We start from the raw sequence: 16,800 nt of genomic DNA, 5'->3' as shown, positions 1-16,800 counted from the left end.
TGATGGCCGAACGAGTTCTCTACAGGAGGTTGTGATGACGGACGCGGTACAGACCACTGTGCTGGTGACGGGCGCGAACAAGGGTCTCGGGCACGAGGCGGCGCGGCGGCTCGGGCTGATGGGCTGGAAGGTCTTCCTGGGCGCGCGCGACGTGGAACGCGGGCGGGTTGCCGCCGAGAAGCTGGCCGCCGAGGGTATCGACGTCGTACCGGTTCAGCTCGACGTCACCTCCGACGAGTCGGTGGCGGGCGCGCTGGAACTCGTCCGGGCGCACACCGATCGGCTCGACGTACTCATCAACAACGCCGGTGCGCCCGGGCACCTCGTCCATCCCCGCGAGGCGACCCTCGAGGAGCTGCACCCGGTGTTCGACACCAACGTCTACGGCATGGTGCGGGTCACGCACGCGTTCCTGCCGTTGCTGCAGGCAGCGGAGAACCCGCGGGTGGTCAACGTGACCAGCGCCGGCGGGGCGTTCAGCGTCGTCCTCGACCCGGACCAGCCGGCCTCGAAGATGTACGAGCTGGCCTACAGCTCGTCCAAGGCGGCCGCGAACATGCTCACCGTCCGCTACGCCCAGGCTCTTCCCGGAATCAAGATCAACGCCGTGACTCCCGGCGAGACCGCGAAGAAGACCTTCGCGGCCACCGACATGAACAACCACAAGGGTCAGCTGACCGTCACTGAAGGCACCGACTCCATCATCCGGATGGCGACCCTCGGCCCGGACGGCCCCACCGGAACCTTCGAAGACCGCGAAGGCCCGCTCAGCTGGTAACCAGGGTCATTCAGTCCCCGCCCGTGGCAACCGGGCGGGCCGGGTCGGTGATCCACTCGGACCAGCTGCCGATGTAGACGGTGACGGGGAGGCCGGCTGATTCCAGGGCCAGGGCTTCGTGGGCCGCTGTGACTCCGGAGCCGCAGTAGACGCCTATCTCGGCGTCGGGGGTGACGCCGAGGCCGGAGAAGCGCGCGTGGAGTTCCGCGGGTGGAAGGAAGTGCCCGGTGTCGTCGAGGTTCGCGGTGGTCGGGGCGTTCACGGCTCCCGGGATGTGACCCGCGACCGGGTCCATCGGCTCCACCTCCCCCGCGAACCGCTCCGGGGCCCGTGCGTCCAGCAGGATGCCCTTGGTGGCTATGGCTGCGGCGCCGTCGGCGTCCAGCACAGGAAGATGTCCTGGGGTCGCGATGAGACCGCCGACGGCCTCGGCTGTGCTCGCGTCGGCACCGGCGGAGTTGGTGTTCAAGCCAGTTGCCCGAGCCAGTGCGGGGTCGGTTGGCGGTGCTGGTGGGAGGTTGGTGGTCAGGTTTTGGCCGGCTGAGTGCCAGGCGGCGAGGCCGCCGTCGAGGACTCGGACGTTGGTGAGGCCGAAGTAGCGGAAGGTCCACCAGGCTCGGGCCGCGGACATGGAGTTGCCGGCGTCGTAGACCACGACCGGGGTGTCGGCCGCGGTGATGCCGAGGCGCGCGAAGGTCGCCGTCACGGTGGTTGCGTCAGGCAACGGGTGACGACCTGGTCCGGGCGGGCCGGCCAGCTCCGTGTCGAGGTCGACGAAGTACGCGCCCGGAAGGTGGCCGGCGTCGTACGCGTCCCGGCCCGGCGGGCCCGCCAGGTTCCACGTGACATCGGCGAGTACCGGAGCGGGGTCCAGCGCGCGCAGTTCCTCGACGGTGATCAACGGGTTCACGATGCGGCTCCTCCGAACGGCAGGACCTCGGGTGACAGGGTGGCGCGGGCACGGGCCTGGGTGAGACGGCGCCGGTGATGCCGGCGGCAGAGGACCTCGTACGCCGGCTCGTGGTCGCGCGTCTCCATGTCGCCCACCACCAGCTGCTCGCCTTCGGTCACCATTTCCCCACCGATCGTACGGGCGTTGTGCGTGGCTCGCTCGCCGCACCAGCAGAGCGCCTCGACCTGGAGCAGTTCCATCCGGTCGGCGAGCTCCACCAGCCGCGCCGACCCGGGGAACAGCGTGGCCCGGAAGTCGGTGAGGATGCCGAAGCAGAACACGTCGATCTGCAGCTCGTCGACGAGCCGCGCGAGCTGCTCGATCTGCAGCGGGCTGTAGAACTGGGCCTCGTCGCAGACCACGTAGTCGATCCGCCCGCCGTGCGTGAGCTCGCCGACCACGTAGTCCCAGAAGTCGAACTCGCCGCGTACCTCGACGGCCTCGGCGGACAGCCCGAGCCGGGACGAGAGCACCGAGTCGCCGGCCCGGTCGTGGCTGGTGAAGATCCGCCCGAGGCGGCCGCGCGCCTTGTGGTTGTGGTCCATCTGCAGCGCCAACGTCGACTTGCCGCAGTCCATGGTGCCGGTGAAGTACAGGAGCTCAGCCACGGGCGAACATCCTGCCAAGTCAACGGGCGACCGCGCACTCCGGGGTGTGTCGGAGGGGTGGGTTGGGTTCTGAGCCCCGGGTCCGTTTGAATGAATCGTGCGCAAACCCCTGCTTCTCGTCCTGGCGGTCTGTCTGCTGGCCGTCTCCGTCGTCCGGCCGGCCGCCGCGGCGCAGGTACGTTCCGAGGCCGGGTTGCGGGCGTACTTCGTGATCACCGCGCCGGGCCAGACCGGCAAGGTCAGCGGCGCGATCACGCAGAACGGCGGCACGGTGTACGCGACGTACGACGCGATCGGGGTGATCGTCGTGCACTCGACGGCGACCGACTTCGCGGACAAGCTGCGCGGCGTCGACGGCGTACAGAAGGCGGGGGCGACCCGGACCACGGACCTGCCGGCCGAGGTCGGGAACCCGGCGATCCCGCAGCAGGTGCCGGAGGTCCCGACCGCCCAGGCGGAGACCGACCGCGCGGACATGACGCAGATCGGCGCCGACCGGGCCTGGACCAAGAACCCGGGGTCGAAGAACGTCACGGTCGGCGTGCTCGACACCGGCGTGGACGACCAGCACCCGGATCTGAAGGCGAACTTCGACGCGAGCAGGTCGGCGTCCTGCGCCTACGGCAAGGTCGACGCCCGCCCCGGTGCCTGGCGGCCGGTCGGCGAGCACGGTACGCACGTCGCGGGCACGATCGCGGCGGCGAAGAACGGCATCGGGATGATCGGCGTCGCGCCGGGTGTGCGGGTGGCGTCGATCCGGATCGCGGAGCCGGGCAGCCAGCTGTTCTTCCCGGAGAACACGGTGTGCGCGTTCATGTACGCCGCCGACAAAGGCGTCTCGGTGACGAACAACAGCTACTACGTCGACCCGTGGCTGTTCAACTGCCCGAGCGACAAGGACCAGGACGCGATCGCCGAGGCCGTCCGGCGGGCCGTCGCCTACTCGGACTCCAAGGGCGTCGTGAACGTCGCCGCCGCCGGCAACGAGGACTACGACCTGGCGAACAAGACCGACGACAACACCAGTCCGGACGACTCGACCGCGACCGACCGGCCGGTCACCGACGACTGCATCAGCCTGCCGACCGAGCTGCCGAACGTCGTCGTGGTCGCGTCCGTCGACCCGACCAGCCTGAAGTCGCCGTTCTCGAACTACGGCGACAACAAGATCAACCTGGCCGCGCCCGGCCAGGCCGTCTACTCGACAGTGCCGGGCGGCGGCTACAAGGTCCTCGAGGGTACGTCGATGGCGTCGCCGCACGTCGCCGGTGTCGCGGCCCTGCTCCGCAGCGTCAACCCGAAGCTCACGCCTGCCCAGGTCCGGGCCGAGCTCGCCCAGCAGGCCAACGACCTCGCCTGCCCGGCCGGCTCCGCGGGTCAGTGCACCGGCTCGACCGCAGACAACTCGTTCTACGGCGAGGGTCTCGTCGACGCGGCCGAGGCGGTCGGCGCCGCGAGCGCACAACCGCGGGGCGCGCTCTCGGTCGAGCGGCCGTCCGAGCAGCTCGGCTTCGGCGGGATCCCGGCGGTCCCGCTGCAACTGCAGGGTGCCGGCGGCACCGGCGAGATCACTTACACCGCGGTCGGCCTGCCGCCGGGCCTCAGCATCGACAAGACCAAGGGCTGGGTCGTCGGCGTGCTCACACCCGGCTCCGGCCGCTACAAGGTGACCGTGACCGCCCGCGACGGCGAGGCGAAGACCGCGACGACGAGCTTCTTCTGGGACGTCTGGAGCTTCTAGTTTCCGGTGTCGACGAGGAGCGGGATCTCCATCTCGTCCGGGGTGAGCGATCCGTGCAGGCCGATCAACGCGGCTTCCTGCGCGTGCCGCCGGCTGGCGACCAGCGCCAGCGGGCCGAGCGCCGCGACGATCACGTCGCCGAGCCGGGGCGACACCCGCTCCTCGACGACCGGACCGAACCACCCCCGGCCGATCGCCTCGTCGCGCGTCAGCACCAGCGCCTTGTCCCCGAGCCGTGCGCGAAAGGTCGCCAGTACGTCGGCCTCCGCGCCGGGCACGCAGTACAGGTGACGAAAACGGGACTCGCCCCCGACCAGGCTGACGCCCTCGGTCAGCGCGGGCTCCGCGTCGAGGTCGACGCGGTCCTCGGGCGCGACGTCGATCATCCCGTGGTCGGCGACCACGACGAGTACGGCGTCGCGCGGCAGCGCGGACCGGACCCGCTGGGCGAACGAGTCCGCCGCCGTCAGTTCCTTCTGCCACTGCCACGAGTCGCAGCCCTGCTGGTGACCGGTGTAGTCGAGTTGCGAGTCGTACACGTACACCAGCGACGACCGGCCTTCGCGGCTGGCGAACCGGGTCGCGTCCAGCCGGTCCTCGATCGTGTCGGCGCCGCGGTGCATGGTCCCCCGGAAGGCGGCCGCGGTCAGGCCTGACTTCTCGAAGCGCACCTTGCTGACGTTGCGGGTGGCAACGCCTGCGGCCATCGCCCGGTCGAACACGGTCCCGTGCGGCTGCCAGCGCCGCGGATCCACCGGCGCGTCCCACTGCAAGGCGTTCAGCAGGGCGCCGCTCTCCGGGACGATCGACGTGTAGCCGACGATGCCATGCGCGCCCGGCGGCAGGCCCGTGCCGAGGCTGGTCAGGCTGACCGCGGTCGTCGACGGCACGCCCGCTGTCAGGCTGCGTCCGGCGAGGGAGGAGAGGTACGGCGCCGCGTCGGCGTACCGCTGCAGCAGGTTCCACCCAAGGCCGTCGAAGAGCAGCACCGCGTAGCGCGACGCGGGCGGCAGGTCGAGGATGTTGGTCTCCCCCGGCACCGACAAGGCACCGGCCACCGACGGCAGCACGTCGGCGAGGGCACCACCGCCGTACTGCGGGGAAACCGGGGCGATCACGGCACTACCTGCTGGTCGCGAACGAGAGCGCCTTGGCGAACTCGAGCACCTGCTGGATCCCTGCCGGGCCGTCCGCCGCGGCGCTGATCCGCAGCGAGATGTCGTCGGCCGCGACCGAGCCGGTGTAGCCGTGGTCGGCCTCGCAGTTCGGGTCGGCGCAGACGGCCGGCTCGAGGTCGATCCGGTTCACCATGCCCCAGCCGATCGTCAGCACGACCTCGCCACTGCCGGCCACCGCCGGGTCGGCCTTGCCGGAGGCGTAGCCCGCCGGATTCGGCACGACCCGGTTCACGACGACGGCGTTCACCCGGTGCAGCGGGATCGCCTCGGTGGAGGTGGACGCGTACGGCGCGCGGATGAGCTCGTCGGCGGCGTGCTCGTCGGTGTGCCCGACGATCAGCCGGGTCGGGGTCAGCGCCAGGATCGTGATGTGCCGCCGGACCTCGTCCCGGTCGAACGTCGGCTCGTGCTGCAGGACATAGGCCCGGATCGGCTCGTCGGCGATCGCCACCGCGAGCGAATCGGTCACCACGTCGGGGTAGTAGCCGCACCGATCGATCGCGTCGCGGAGGTCCGCCGACGCATCCGCGAGCTCCGGTGCATTCAGGTCACGCATGCCCTCATCCTTGCACGATCGGGGCGCGGAGCGTTCGACCCTACACCGGGCTTGTGGACAACCGCGATCAGTTCGCGCTTGCCCTCCGTAACACCGGAGCGCCGGCGGCACCCGCGACCGCGACCAGCACGAGCCCGACGACCACCTGCCCGAGCAGGAGGAACAGGCCTGAACTCCCCTGCGTGATCACCTTGCCGCCGCTCAGCGCCAGTCCGCAGAAGGCTCCGAAACCGACGACAGGCAAGCCGACACCGAGCACAGGCACGACGGCTGCGAGTCGCGCGGCCCGCTCGATCACCTGCAGCGGTACGCCGGACCTCCGCAGGGCGCGGGCCGGTGCCGCCTGGTCGAGCGCCGTACCGACCGCGCCGGCAGCAGTAGAGGCGGCAACGGTCAGGAACACCAGCGACAGCAGGAGTGCGACGCCGATCCGCATGTCCTGGAAGCTCGTGTTGTCGTTGCCGGACGGCATGAACACCGAGACGAACCCTGTCACGAAGCCTGACAGCACCAGCGCGGCAACGGGCCGGAAGGCGCCCTTCGGGTCGTCCACCAGCCGACGACCGGCCAAAAGCGTCACAGGCCGGTTCGCACTGTTGGCCATCGCCTTGCCCACCAACTGCACCGCCCACGGCCCGATCACTCGTACAGCAAGGGCAGCGAAGCCCACACCGAACAGCAACGGCAGGAACGCTCCACGCAACCCGTAGTACCCAAGAATCGCCGGACCGACCACCAAGAGACCAGCACGGAGTGCGGTGACACCCTTGCGAGTCTGACCGCGTACGACGCCCAAGGGCGTGATGCTGACGCGGCCGAGGCCGATGAGCGCGCTCGTGACGGACAGGATCGGTACGGCGACCAGGACGACCAGGACTGTCCACCACTGCACGGTGATGTCGCCTAGGTACCAACGGCCGCCGCCGAGCGGGATCTGCGCGATCAGCGGGCTCAGCGCCGTGTAGCCGATCAGTCCGACCACCGCGCCGGCAAAGCCGAGCACGGCCTGCTCTACGGTACTCAGCCAGAGCACCTGGCCGCGGGTAGCTCCCGCAAGACGTAGCGCGGCGAGCCGGTGCTCGCGGCGCTTGGCCGCGACGCCCGCTGCCTGCCCGACGAGGCTGAGGATCGGGAACAGCACCAGCATGATGCCGAAGGCGACCGCGATGAGCAGGCCGAGCATGCGGCTGTCCCACGCGTTGTCGTTCCAGCTGCTCAGGTACTGCGGGTGTTCGTCCGCGGGGATCGTCCGGACGCCGCGGATGATGACGTACTCCTCGGGCGACGACAGGCCTTTGCTGCTGATGATGCCGGTCGGCTTCTCGCCCCAATGCTTGGCGACCTCCGGCGACACATAGACCTCGCCGGGCTTCGGCGCGTGGTCGAGGCCGGGCGGTGCGGGCTCGTTCGGCTTCAGCACCACGAGGTCGATCACCGTCGTACGGTGCCCGGCGATGCTCTCGTGGTCGTTCACGTCGAGCATGCCGACCGCGGTTGCCGGGTCTGCCTTGTCCGCGCTCCGCCAGCCGATCCGGTCGGACCGGTGCGAGAGCCCGAGCGACCCCGCGATCAGGAACGTCACCAGCAACGCCACCACAGCCGTCGCACCGAACGCGGCCAGGTTCGCGGCCCGTCCCCCAGGCCCCGGTCGTCGTACGAACCGCAGGCCCAGGTCGGTCATCGGGCTCATCGCACGACTCCGACCGACTCGCTGACGCGGCCGTCGACGATGTTGAGCGTCCGGTGGCAACGGGCCGCCACCGCGTTGTCATGCGTCACGACCACCACCGCGGCTCCGCGGTACGTCGCCGCGCCTACCAGCAGCTCGATCACCTGGGAGCCGGTCGCCGCGTCCAGCGCACCTGTCGGCTCGTCGGCGAACACCACCTGTGGTTCGCCGACGAGCGCCCGGGCGATGGCCACGCGCTGTGCCTGGCCGCCGGACAGCTCACCGGGACGGCGGCCGACCTCGGCCGCGAGTCCTACCTGGCCCAGGGTGTTCCGCGCCCGGGCGATCGCGTCCCGGCGGCTCAGCCCGTCGACCATCAACGGCAGCGCCACGTTCTCGTCCGCGGGCAGCTCCGCGAGCAACTGGTTGTCCTGGAACACGAACCCGAGCCGGCGGCGCCGTAGTACCGTCCGGGCCGCGTCGTTCAGCTGGTCGACCCGTTCGCCGCCCAGCCACACCTCGCCCTGGTCCGGCGTGAGGATGCCGGCGAGGACGTGCAGCAGGGTCGTCTTGCCGTTGCCGCTCGGGCCCATGACCGCGAGCGCCTCGCCGGAGCGGACCGCGACGTCCACCCCGGCCAGGCCGACCACGCTGCCGTAGTACTTGACGAGGCCGTGACCGCTCAGCACTACCTGGGGCACAACCTGGGGACTCTGGAGATTCATACCGCAGAGCCTTCCGCGATCACCGCCCGCGAGCGTCGGACCACGGGCCGGTCTTCGGATCGCCTTCGGGTGCCTTTCGGCGATCCGGCGTACGACTCAGGTCGTAGTACGGAACGCCGAAGGGAACGCGTCCCGGTAGCTGGGGATGACGCCGTCCGGCGTCTGCACGGACTCCGCGCTCAGCATCGCGTGCACGATCGCCCGGCTCAGCGTCCGGGCGCCCGCGGCGTACACGGTCTCCAGCCGGCCGAGCGCCGCCGGGTCGGTGACGCTCAGCCGCGGGCCGTCCGTGGCGGTGGACAGCGCGAAGATGCTGTCGCCGTCGACGAGCGTGTGGATCGGGTCGATCGCCCGCGCCAGGCCGTCGTGCGCGATCATCGCCATCCGCTTGGTCGCGGCCTTGTCCAGCGGTACGTCGGTGGCGACGACCGCGATCACGGTGTTCATCGAGGGACCGGGGATCAGGTTCCGGCCGGGCGCCTTGTCCGGCGGTTCCTCGGTCGGCGTGCGCAGTTGCGCGAACTCGTCGCCGAGCCCGAGCCGGGCTCCGTACAGGTTGCCGTCGGCGTCGATCGTCGAGCCGGCCGCGTTCACGATCACCAGAGCGCCGACCGTCGTACCGTCGTCGAAGCGCACGCTGGCCGAGCCGACGCCGCCCTTCAGCGAGCCCGCCCGGGCGCCCGCGCCGGCGCCGTGGTTGCCCAGGGCAACCGGTCCGCCGGTTGCGGCGGCGATCGCGTCGGCGCCCCAGGACGGCTCCGGGCGGGCCTTGAAGTCGCCGCCGCGCGCCAGGTCGAAGATCACCGCGGTCGGCACGATCGGTACCACATCGCGCTCGCCCTGCCCGACACGGACGCCCTCGCCGCGGTCCTCCAGCCAGCGCATCACCGGGCCGGCCGTGTCGAGGCCGAACGCGCTGCCACCGGTCAGCACGATCGCGTTCGCGCCGCCGTTCGAGTTCACCGGCGAGAGCAGGTCGGTCTCGCGGGTCCCGGGCGCGCCGCCACGCACGTCGACCGCCGCGACAGCGCCTCGAGGGAGGTGCACGACGGTCGTACCGGTGAGGTACGGCGGGTCGAGGCGTTCCACCTGACCTACGTGGATTCCGGGGACGTCGGTGATCGCATTGTGCGGGCCGGGCTGCATATGGACGATCCTAAATCCGGTTGCGGTGCTGTTTAGCGTGAAAGGTATGAACGCCGATCAGTTGTGTGGTCTGCTGGCCGAACCGTCGAGGTTGCGGACGTACTCCGCGATCGTCCTCGGCGCCGCCACTCCGGAGCAGGTGGCCGGGAGCACCGGGCTGGACGCGCCGGTCGTGGTGAAGGCGCTGCAGCGGCTGACCAAAGGCGGCCTGATCACGGCGAGCCGCGACGGGTTCACGGCGGACGCCGGGGTGTTCAAGGACGCCGTACGGGAGAACCGGCCGGAGCGGGTGCCGCTCGATCCCGATCCGGCGCGGGACAACATCCTGCACTCCTTCATCCGGGACGGGCGGCTGACGCACTTCCCGACGTACCCGGACAAGTACCAGGTGGTCCTCGAGTACCTCGTGCAGAACTTCGAGGTCGGCCGCGAGTACCCGGAGTCCGAGGTCAACGAGATCCTCAACCGCTGGCACGTGGACCACGCAGCACTTCGTCGAGGGCTGGTGGACGCCCGTCTCCTGGACCGGGCGAACAGCATCTACACCCGTACTACGTAAGCCGGCGGGCCGGTGTGTCCTGGCGGGGCTTCTCGTTCGGGGCGATGCGGACCCGGGTGTCGAGGACCGTCGTGCCCTTGGCGGAGACCAGGACCGAGCGGAGGTCGAGACGGACGACCTCCTCCAGGTCGAGGGTCAGCCGGGAGACCCGGTGCAGGAGGTCCTCGATCGCGGAGATGTCCACCGGGTCCGAGCCGCGGTACCCGTACAGCAGCGGCGCCGCCTTCACCTCACGGACCATCTCGGCCGCGTCCCGGGTGGTCAGCGGCGGCATCCGGTACGAGCGGTCACCGAGCAGATCGGTCGCCACCCCGGACAGCCCGAACGTCACCACCGGCCCGAACGACACGTCCTCGATCGTCGAGATCACCACCGGCACCCCGGGCGGCGCCATCTTCTGTACGACGAACTGCGCCCGCCCCGGATCCGCCGCCACCCCGAACGTCCGGGTCATCTCCGCCCAGGCCGCCCGCATGTCGTCCTCGTCGTGGATGTGCCGCCAGATGTCGGCCAGGTCCGGGCGCATCCGCCACTGCTCCGCGGTCGCCTTCAGGATCACCTCGAACCCGAGGTCCGCGGCCCGCGCGACCGCCTCGTCGGCGCTCAGCACCGGGAACGCCGGCAGCACCGAGATCCCGTAGAAGCTCAGCAGCCGCTGCCGGTCCGCCTCGTCGAGGTCCCGGCCGGAGGGATGCCGCTGCAGGTACTCCGCGACGAAGTCCTCTGCCCCGGCGGTGTCGATGTCCGGCAGGTCCGGGATCCGGCTGTCCGACCGGCGGCGCCACTCGGCGTACTGCGTCGCCTTCGCCAGCGCACCCACGGCGTACTGCGGGTTCAGGAACGACGGGATCGATCCGCGCGCCGCTCCCCCGTCCTCGTCCGGCACCCGCAGCTCTTCGGGCACGCTGCGGGACGCGAGGAACGTCGACACGACCGGCTTGTCCGAGTCGGCGGCCGCGGCCGCGAGGACCTGGGCGATCTCGCCGCCGCTCGACTGCACCGGCGGCGTGTAGATGACCACGACCGAGTGCACCTTCTCGTCGGAGAACACCTCCGACAGCGCCAGCCCGAAGTCCGACGGGGTCGCGTCGGCGCGCAGGTTCCGCGGCTCCCCCGCGACCTCCAGCCCGCAGCTCGCCATCGAGTCCAGCGCGAGCAGGGTCAGGGCGTCCGAGTTCGACACGATCGCGACCCGGCGGCCCTTCGGCAGCGGCTGGTGCGCGAGCAACTGGGCGACGTCGAACAGCTCGCCGGTGGTGTCCACGCCGATCAGCCCGCTCTGCCGGAACATCGCCTCGATGGTTGCTGGCGGCAACTGGCTGCGGCGGATCATCTGCCCGACCGGCACACCCTGCGTGGCGCGCCCGGACTTCAGCGCGACCACCGGCTTGCGGCCGGCCAGCCGGCGCGAGACCCGGCTGAACTTGCGCGGGTTGCCGAGCGACTCGAGGTACAGCAGCACCACCTCGGTGGCCTCGTCGGAGTACCAGTACTGCATCAGGTCGTTGCCAGAGACATCGGCCCGGTTGCCCGCCGACACGAAGCTCGACAGGCCGAGACCACGACCGACCATGTCGGCCAGGATCGGTACGCCGAGCGCACCGGACTGGCAGAAGAACGCGACCCGGCCCTTGCTCGGCATCAACGGCGACAGCGTGGCGTTCAGCGACACCCCGGCCGCGGTGTTGATCAGCCCCAACGCGTTCGGCCCGATCACCCGCATCCCGTACGAACGGGCCAGCCCGACCAGGTACCGCTGCCGCTGCCGGCCCTCGTCGCCGATCTCCGCGAAACCGCTCGACACCACGACCAGCCCGCGCACGCCCTTCGCCGCGCAGTCCAGGACGACGTCCGCGACCATCTCGGCCTTGACCGCGACCACCGCCAGATCGACGGTGTCCTCGACCTCCCGGATCGTCGGGTACGCCGGGACGCCCTCGATCTCGTCCGCCTTCGTGTCGGTGTTCACGGCGTACAGCCGGCCCGGGAAACCGCCGTCGCGGAGGTTCCGCAGCAACGCGTTGCCGATCGTTCCCTCGCGCCGGCTCGCCCCGATCACCGCCACGCTGCCGGGCGTGAGCAACCGTGCGATCGACAGCGCCTCCGAGCGCTGCTCGCGGGCCTGCATCACGCCGAACGAGGTGTCGGTCGGCGCGATGTCGAACTCGACCATGATCACGCCGTCCTCGAACTCCCGGGCGACCTTGTAGCCGGCCTCGGTGAAGACCGTGATCATCTTCCGGTTGTCCGGCAGCACCTCGGCGACGAACCGGTGGATCCCGTTCTCCCGGGCGGCCTGCGCCAGGTGTTCGAGCAGCAGCTGGCCGAGCCCGCGGCCCTGGTGCGCGTCCTCGATCAGGAACGCGACCTCCGCCGTACTCCGGCCGGTGCCCTCGTACCGCCCGACACCGATCATCTCGTCACCGACGGTGACGATCAGCGCCAGCCGCTGGCGGTAGTCAACCTGCGTGAATCGCGCCACGTCCCGCTCGGACAGCTCCGGGTACGGCGCGAAGAAGCGGTAATACTTCGACTGCTCGGACACCCGGGCGTAGAACGCGACCAGCAGGTCGTCGTCGTCCGGCGTGATCGGCCGCAGATGTGCGGTCGCGCCGTCCCGCAGGACGACATCGGCCTCGTAGTCCGCCGGATAGCCGTCCGGGAGCTCGTGGTCATACTGGTCCGGCACCCGAACAGCGTACTCAAAGGGGCACATCGGAGGGCGGGAATTTGGTCGAGCGGATCGCGCCGGTGCTGGTGTTCCTGATCGCGGTGACGGTGATCGCCGAGCTCGCCGACCAGGCGAAGGTGTTCGACGTCGCGGCGCGGGAGGCAGCGCACCTGGCCCGCGGCCGGGTGTGGCGGCTGTGGCTGCTTGTCGTCGCGCTCGCCACCGGCCTCACGATCGTGCTGTCCCTGGACACCTGCGCGGTGCTGCTCACACCCGTGGTGCTCTCGATGGCGCGCCAGCTCGACATCCCACCGAAGCTGTTCGCGTTCACGACCGTCTGGCTGGCCGGTACGGCGTCTCTGCTGCTGCCCGTGTCCAACCTCACGAATCTGCTGGCGGTGCATCCGTTCCGGGAGCTGGGTGTGAGCTACCTGTCGGTCAGCTGGCGCCCGGCGATCGCCTCGATCGTGATCACCGTGGTCGTGCTCGCCGTGCTGTTCCACCGCGACCTGCCACGGAGGTACGACGTACCGCCGACGCCGCACGTCGAGGACAAGGTGCTGTTCTGGGGCGCCACCGCGGTGTGTGTGCTGCTCGGACCAGCCTTCGTGTCCGGGGTCCAGGTGGCGTACCCGGCCACCATCGGCGCGCTCATCCTGGTCGGCCTGTTCGCGGTACGCCGCCGGAGCGCGCTCAGGTGGTCCCTGCTCCCGGTCAAGCTGGTCGTGACGGTCGTGGTGCTGTTCACGGTTGTGGGCTTCCTGAGCTCGCACGGGCTCGAGGACGTTTTACGGCGCGTAGCCGGGACCACGTCCGAGCTGCGGCTGAGTGCGACCGCCGCGGTGGGCGCGAACCTCTTCGACAACCTCCCGGCGTACCTGGCGATGGAACCGGTCGCATCGGACAGCCCGCACCGCATGATGGCGCTGCTGATCGGTGTCAACTGCGGCTGCCTGCTGACGCTCTGGGGCTCGCTCGCCACACTGCTCTGGCGAGCCCGCTGCGACGCGGCCCGAGTCGAGATCTCCTGGTGGTCTTTCCTCTGGCGCGGACTGATTCTCACGCCACTCGTCGTGACAGGCGCCGTACTCGCCCTCAATAGGTAATGTGCGCTGCATGGCGACGGAGCAGAGCACTTCGGAGGTCACCCGGGAGTTCCGGGCGGCGCGGGACTTCCTGGTGGCGCATCGGGACGACTACGAGACGGCGTACCGGGACTTCAACTGGCCGCGGTTCGAGCGGTTCAACTGGGCGCGGGACTGGTTCGACGCGCTCGCGGTCGAGCAGCCGGAGGTCGCCGCGCTGACGATCGTCGAGGAGGACGGCGAGGTCAACTCGCGGACGTACGCCGAGATGGCCGAGCGGTCCCGCAAGGTGGCCGGCTGGCTGACCGCGGCGGGCCTGAAGCCGGGCGACCGGGTGCTGATCGTGCTCGGCAACCAGGTCGAGCTGTGGGAGACCATGCTCGGCTGTATCCGCGCCGGTGCGGTGATGATCCCCGCGACCACGCTGCTCACCGACGCCGACCTGGCCGACCGGATCTCCCGCGGCAACGTGCGCGTCGTCGTCACCAGCGGCGCCGACGCCGCGCGGTACGACGGGATCGCGGACCACTGCCTCCGCGTCGCGGTCGGTGAGCGGGCCGACGGCTGGATGCACTACCCCGACTCCGAGAGCTACGACGGCCCGGTCCCCGACGTGGACACCGCCGCCGGCGACTCACTGCTGCTGTACTTCACCTCGGGTACGACGAGCCAGCCGAAGCTGGTCGAGCACACGCAGGTCAGCTACCCGCTCGGGCACCTGTCGACGATGTACTGGATCGGTCTGCAGCCCGGCGACGTCCACCTGAACGTCTCCTCCCCCGGCTGGGCCAAGCACTCGTGGAGCAACGTGTTCGCCCCTTGGAACGCGGGGGCGACCGTGTTCCTCTACAACTACACGCGCTTCGACGCCTCGAAGATGCTCGACGTGCTGGCGACGTACGGCGTCACCACGTTCTGCGCGCCGCCGACGGTGTGGCGGATGCTGATCCAGGCCGACCTGTCCGCCGTGGACGTGAAGATCCGCGAGTGCATCTCGGCCGGTGAGCCGCTGAATCCCGAGGTGATCGAGCAGGTCCGGAACGCCTGGGACATCACGATCCGGGACGGGTACGGGCAGACCGAGACCACCGCGCAGATCGGGAACCCGCCGGGCCAGCCGGTGAAGCTCGGCTCGATGGGCCGCCCGCTGCCCGGGTACAGCATCGCGCTGATCGACCCGGCCACCGACGAGATCGGCGACGACGGCGAGATCTGCATCGAGCTGGCGCCCGCGCCGGTCCCGTTGATGCGCGGGTACCGGGACGCGGACGAGCTGACCGCCGAGGTGATGCGGAACGGGTACTACCACACCGGCGACGTCGCGAGCCGGGACGCGGACGGGTACATCACGTACGTCGGGCGCTCGGACGACGTGTTCAAGGCCAGCGACTACCGGATCTCGCCGTTCGAGCTGGAGTCGGTCCTGATCGAGCACCCCGCCGTCGCGGAGGCCGCCGTCGTACCGTCGCCGGACCCGGTGCGGCTCGCCGTACCCAAGGCGTACGTCGTGCTCGCGGCCGGACACGAGCCGTCCCGGGAGCTGGCCGGGGAGATCCTGGCCTTCTGCCGGGAGCACCTCGCGCCGTACAAGCGGATCCGGCGGCTCGAGTTCGCGGAGCTGCCGAAGACGATCTCCGGGAAGATCCGGCGGGTCGAGCTGCGTGCGGACGAGGCGGCCAAGGTCGAGAGCGGGAACGCCGGCCAGACCTACGACGAGGCCGACTTCAGGTAAGTGTCCTTCCACACCGGCCTCGGCTGGTCGGCGCTCGTCGTCCTGCCGTTACTGATCGCGATCGGCGTCGCCGCGTCCCGGTACGCCGGGCTGCGCCATGACAAGGGCATCGTCACGGCCGCGCTCCGGGCCGTCCTCCAGCTCGCGGCGATCGGCGTGGTCGTCGGCGTCGCGCTGCAGCACACGCTCGGAGCGATCGCGTTCGTGCTGCTGATGTTCGGGGTCGCGACGTTGACCAGTACCCGGCGGCTGCACAACACCGCGGTGATCCCGCGCCAGTGGCTGTACTGCGCGGCGGCGATCGGCTCGGGCGCCTTCGCCGTACTGCTCCTGCTCATCCTGCCGGGCGTGGTGCCGCGGAACCCGGCGAGCATCCTGCCGATGGGCGGCATCATCGTCGGCGGCGCGATGACCGCGACCACGCTGGCCGGGCGGCGCGTGCTCGGCGAGTACCGCACCCGGTACGGCGAGTTCGAGGCGGGCCTGTCGATCGGGCTGCTGCAACCGGACGCGTTCAAGCTCGTCGTCGGCCCGGTCGCCGGCGACGCCCTGCTCCCGGCGCTCGACCAGACCCGGACGGTCGGGCTGGTCGCGCTTCCCGGCGCCTACGTCGGCATGCTGCTCGGCGGCGCGTCTCCGGTCGAGGCCGCCGCGCTGCAACTCGTCGTCCTGGTCGGTCTCGTCACCGCTGAGGCGATCGCGATCCTGGTCCTGACCGAGTTGCTCTCGCGCGCGCAGCTTCCGGACGGGCGTACGGTTAGCCCATGAGCGACGACAAGGGCATCTTCAGCCGCATCGACGAGTTGGTGGCCGAGGAGCACGAGCTCCGGACCAAGCACGCGTCCGGCCAGATCGGCGACGCCGACGAGCAGTCCCGCCTCAAGGCCCTCGAGGTCGAGCTGGACCAGTGCTGGGACCTGCTCCGCCAGCGCCGCGCCAAGCGCGAGTTCGGCGCCGACCCGGACGACGCCCAGGCCCGCTCCTCCGACACCGTCGAGGGCTACCTCAACTAGCCCGCCACTCGATCGCGGGGCAGCGGTCCATCACCATCGTGAGGCCCGCTGCCGTCGTCCGGCGGTAGGCGTCCTGGTCGATGACACCGAGCTGGAACCAGACCGCCTTCGCGCTGATCGCCACCGCCTGGTCGGCGACGTCGCCGGCCAGCTCGGACCGTACGAACACGTCCACGCAGTCGACCGGGAACGGGATCTCGGCCAGCGTCGCGTAGCCCTGTTCGCCGTGGACGGTCTCCGCGGACGGGTGCACCGGGACGATCCGCTTCCCGCGGTCCTGCAGGAAGCGGGCCACGCCGTACGCCGCGCGGCTGGTGTTGTTCGACAGGCCGACCACGGCCCAGGTGTCGCACTCGGCCAGGATCTTCCGGATCGCCTCGTCCATCG

The 16,800-nt window shown here is 70.5% G+C and carries 16 protein-coding genes; 7 read left to right on the top strand and 9 right to left on the bottom strand.

Annotation, left to right across the window (positions count from 1 at the left end):
* The first annotated feature begins 34 nt into the window (after positions 1-34).
* Positions 35-778 carry an SDR family NAD(P)-dependent oxidoreductase gene (locus tag AB0M51_RS23085; RefSeq protein ID WP_344195573.1) on the top strand — a complete coding sequence of 248 codons (744 nt, stop codon included), beginning with the start codon at positions 35-37 and terminating at the stop codon, positions 776-778.
* Between the two features lie 10 nt (positions 779-788).
* Here AB0M51_RS23085 and AB0M51_RS23080 read toward each other — a convergent pair whose 3' ends face one another.
* On the bottom strand, positions 789-1,688 hold the full coding sequence (locus AB0M51_RS23080; protein WP_344195575.1) for a sulfurtransferase: 900 nt from the start codon (positions 1,686-1,688) through the stop codon (positions 789-791).
* Entirely contained in the window at positions 1,685-2,338 is a 654-nt protein-coding gene (locus AB0M51_RS23075; protein ID WP_344195577.1) for a thymidine kinase, read from the bottom strand. Before AB0M51_RS23075 ends, AB0M51_RS23080 begins: the two co-directional genes overlap by 4 nt.
* A 97-nt stretch (positions 2,339-2,435) precedes the next feature.
* Between AB0M51_RS23075 and AB0M51_RS23070 the strand changes: the two genes are divergently transcribed.
* The gene (locus AB0M51_RS23070; protein ID WP_344195579.1) at positions 2,436-4,079 is read left to right on the top strand and encodes a S8 family serine peptidase; all 1,644 of its coding nucleotides are present in this window, start codon (positions 2,436-2,438) and stop codon (positions 4,077-4,079) included.
* Here AB0M51_RS23070 and AB0M51_RS23065 read toward each other — a convergent pair.
* The 5 genes from AB0M51_RS23065 to AB0M51_RS23045 form a co-directional block, all read right to left on the bottom strand.
* A complete protein-coding gene (locus AB0M51_RS23065; protein ID WP_344195581.1) occupies positions 4,076-5,197 on the bottom strand; it encodes a nucleotide pyrophosphatase/phosphodiesterase family protein in 1,122 nt (373 codons plus the stop codon). The two genes, AB0M51_RS23070 and AB0M51_RS23065, sit on opposite strands and share 4 nt — an antisense overlap.
* 4 nt (positions 5,198-5,201) lie before the next feature.
* Positions 5,202-5,813, bottom strand: coding sequence for a DUF5998 family protein (locus AB0M51_RS23060; protein WP_344195583.1), 612 nt, complete (start codon positions 5,811-5,813; stop codon positions 5,202-5,204).
* Positions 5,814-5,880: 67 nt separating this feature from the next.
* Positions 5,881-7,503, bottom strand: coding sequence for an FtsX-like permease family protein (locus AB0M51_RS23055; RefSeq protein WP_344195585.1), 1,623 nt, complete (start codon positions 7,501-7,503; stop codon positions 5,881-5,883).
* Positions 7,500-8,183, bottom strand: a complete 684-nt coding sequence (locus tag AB0M51_RS23050; RefSeq protein WP_363750307.1) for an ABC transporter ATP-binding protein — start codon at positions 8,181-8,183, stop codon at positions 7,500-7,502. The genes AB0M51_RS23055 and AB0M51_RS23050 overlap by 4 nt, the downstream gene beginning before the upstream one ends.
* Before the next feature lie 120 nt (positions 8,184-8,303).
* Complete coding sequence (locus AB0M51_RS23045; RefSeq protein WP_344195589.1) at positions 8,304-9,353, bottom strand: P1 family peptidase; 1,050 nt, start codon at positions 9,351-9,353, stop codon at positions 8,304-8,306.
* 46 nt (positions 9,354-9,399) lie between these two features.
* Between AB0M51_RS23045 and AB0M51_RS23040 the strand changes: the two genes are divergently transcribed.
* Positions 9,400-9,912 (top strand): DUF2087 domain-containing protein, encoded by a 513-nt coding sequence (locus AB0M51_RS23040; protein ID WP_344195591.1) that lies wholly within the window; start codon positions 9,400-9,402, stop codon positions 9,910-9,912.
* Here the strand turns inward: AB0M51_RS23040 and AB0M51_RS23035 are convergent.
* Complete coding sequence (locus AB0M51_RS23035) at positions 9,905-12,601, bottom strand: GNAT family N-acetyltransferase (RefSeq protein WP_344195593.1); 2,697 nt, start codon at positions 12,599-12,601, stop codon at positions 9,905-9,907. The two genes, AB0M51_RS23040 and AB0M51_RS23035, sit on opposite strands and share 8 nt — an antisense overlap.
* Before the next feature lie 41 nt (positions 12,602-12,642).
* On the opposite strand from AB0M51_RS23035, the gene AB0M51_RS23030 reads away from it, so the two are divergent.
* From AB0M51_RS23030 to AB0M51_RS23015, 4 genes are read left to right on the top strand one after another with little or no spacing between them, the layout of a single operon-like run.
* Complete coding sequence (locus tag AB0M51_RS23030) at positions 12,643-13,689, top strand: SLC13 family permease (protein WP_344195595.1); 1,047 nt, start codon at positions 12,643-12,645, stop codon at positions 13,687-13,689.
* Positions 13,690-13,699: 10 nt separating this feature from the next.
* Positions 13,700-15,400, top strand: a complete 1,701-nt coding sequence (locus AB0M51_RS23025) for an AMP-binding protein (protein ID WP_344195597.1) — start codon at positions 13,700-13,702, stop codon at positions 15,398-15,400.
* Positions 15,401-16,168: an ABC transporter permease gene (locus AB0M51_RS23020; RefSeq protein WP_344195599.1), complete on the top strand. Its 768-nt coding sequence runs from the start codon at positions 15,401-15,403 to the stop codon at positions 16,166-16,168.
* On the top strand, positions 16,165-16,413 hold the full coding sequence (locus AB0M51_RS23015) for a DUF2630 family protein (protein WP_344195601.1): 249 nt from the start codon (positions 16,165-16,167) through the stop codon (positions 16,411-16,413). Before AB0M51_RS23020 ends, AB0M51_RS23015 begins: the two co-directional genes overlap by 4 nt.
* Here AB0M51_RS23015 and AB0M51_RS23010 read toward each other — a convergent pair.
* A complete protein-coding gene (locus AB0M51_RS23010; RefSeq protein WP_344195603.1) occupies positions 16,406-16,798 on the bottom strand; it encodes a CoA-binding protein in 393 nt (130 codons plus the stop codon). The genes AB0M51_RS23015 and AB0M51_RS23010 overlap by 8 nt on opposite strands.
* Positions 16,799-16,800: the final 2 nt, after the last annotated feature.

The sequence above is a fragment of the Kribbella sp. NPDC051137 genome, assembly GCF_040682535.1.
In the GTDB taxonomy this organism is placed as follows: Bacteria; Actinomycetota; Actinomycetes; order Propionibacteriales; family Kribbellaceae; genus Kribbella; species Kribbella karoonensis.
The sequence above is the reverse complement of the archived record's forward strand: the minus strand, read 5'-3'. Positions and strand labels throughout refer to the sequence as shown.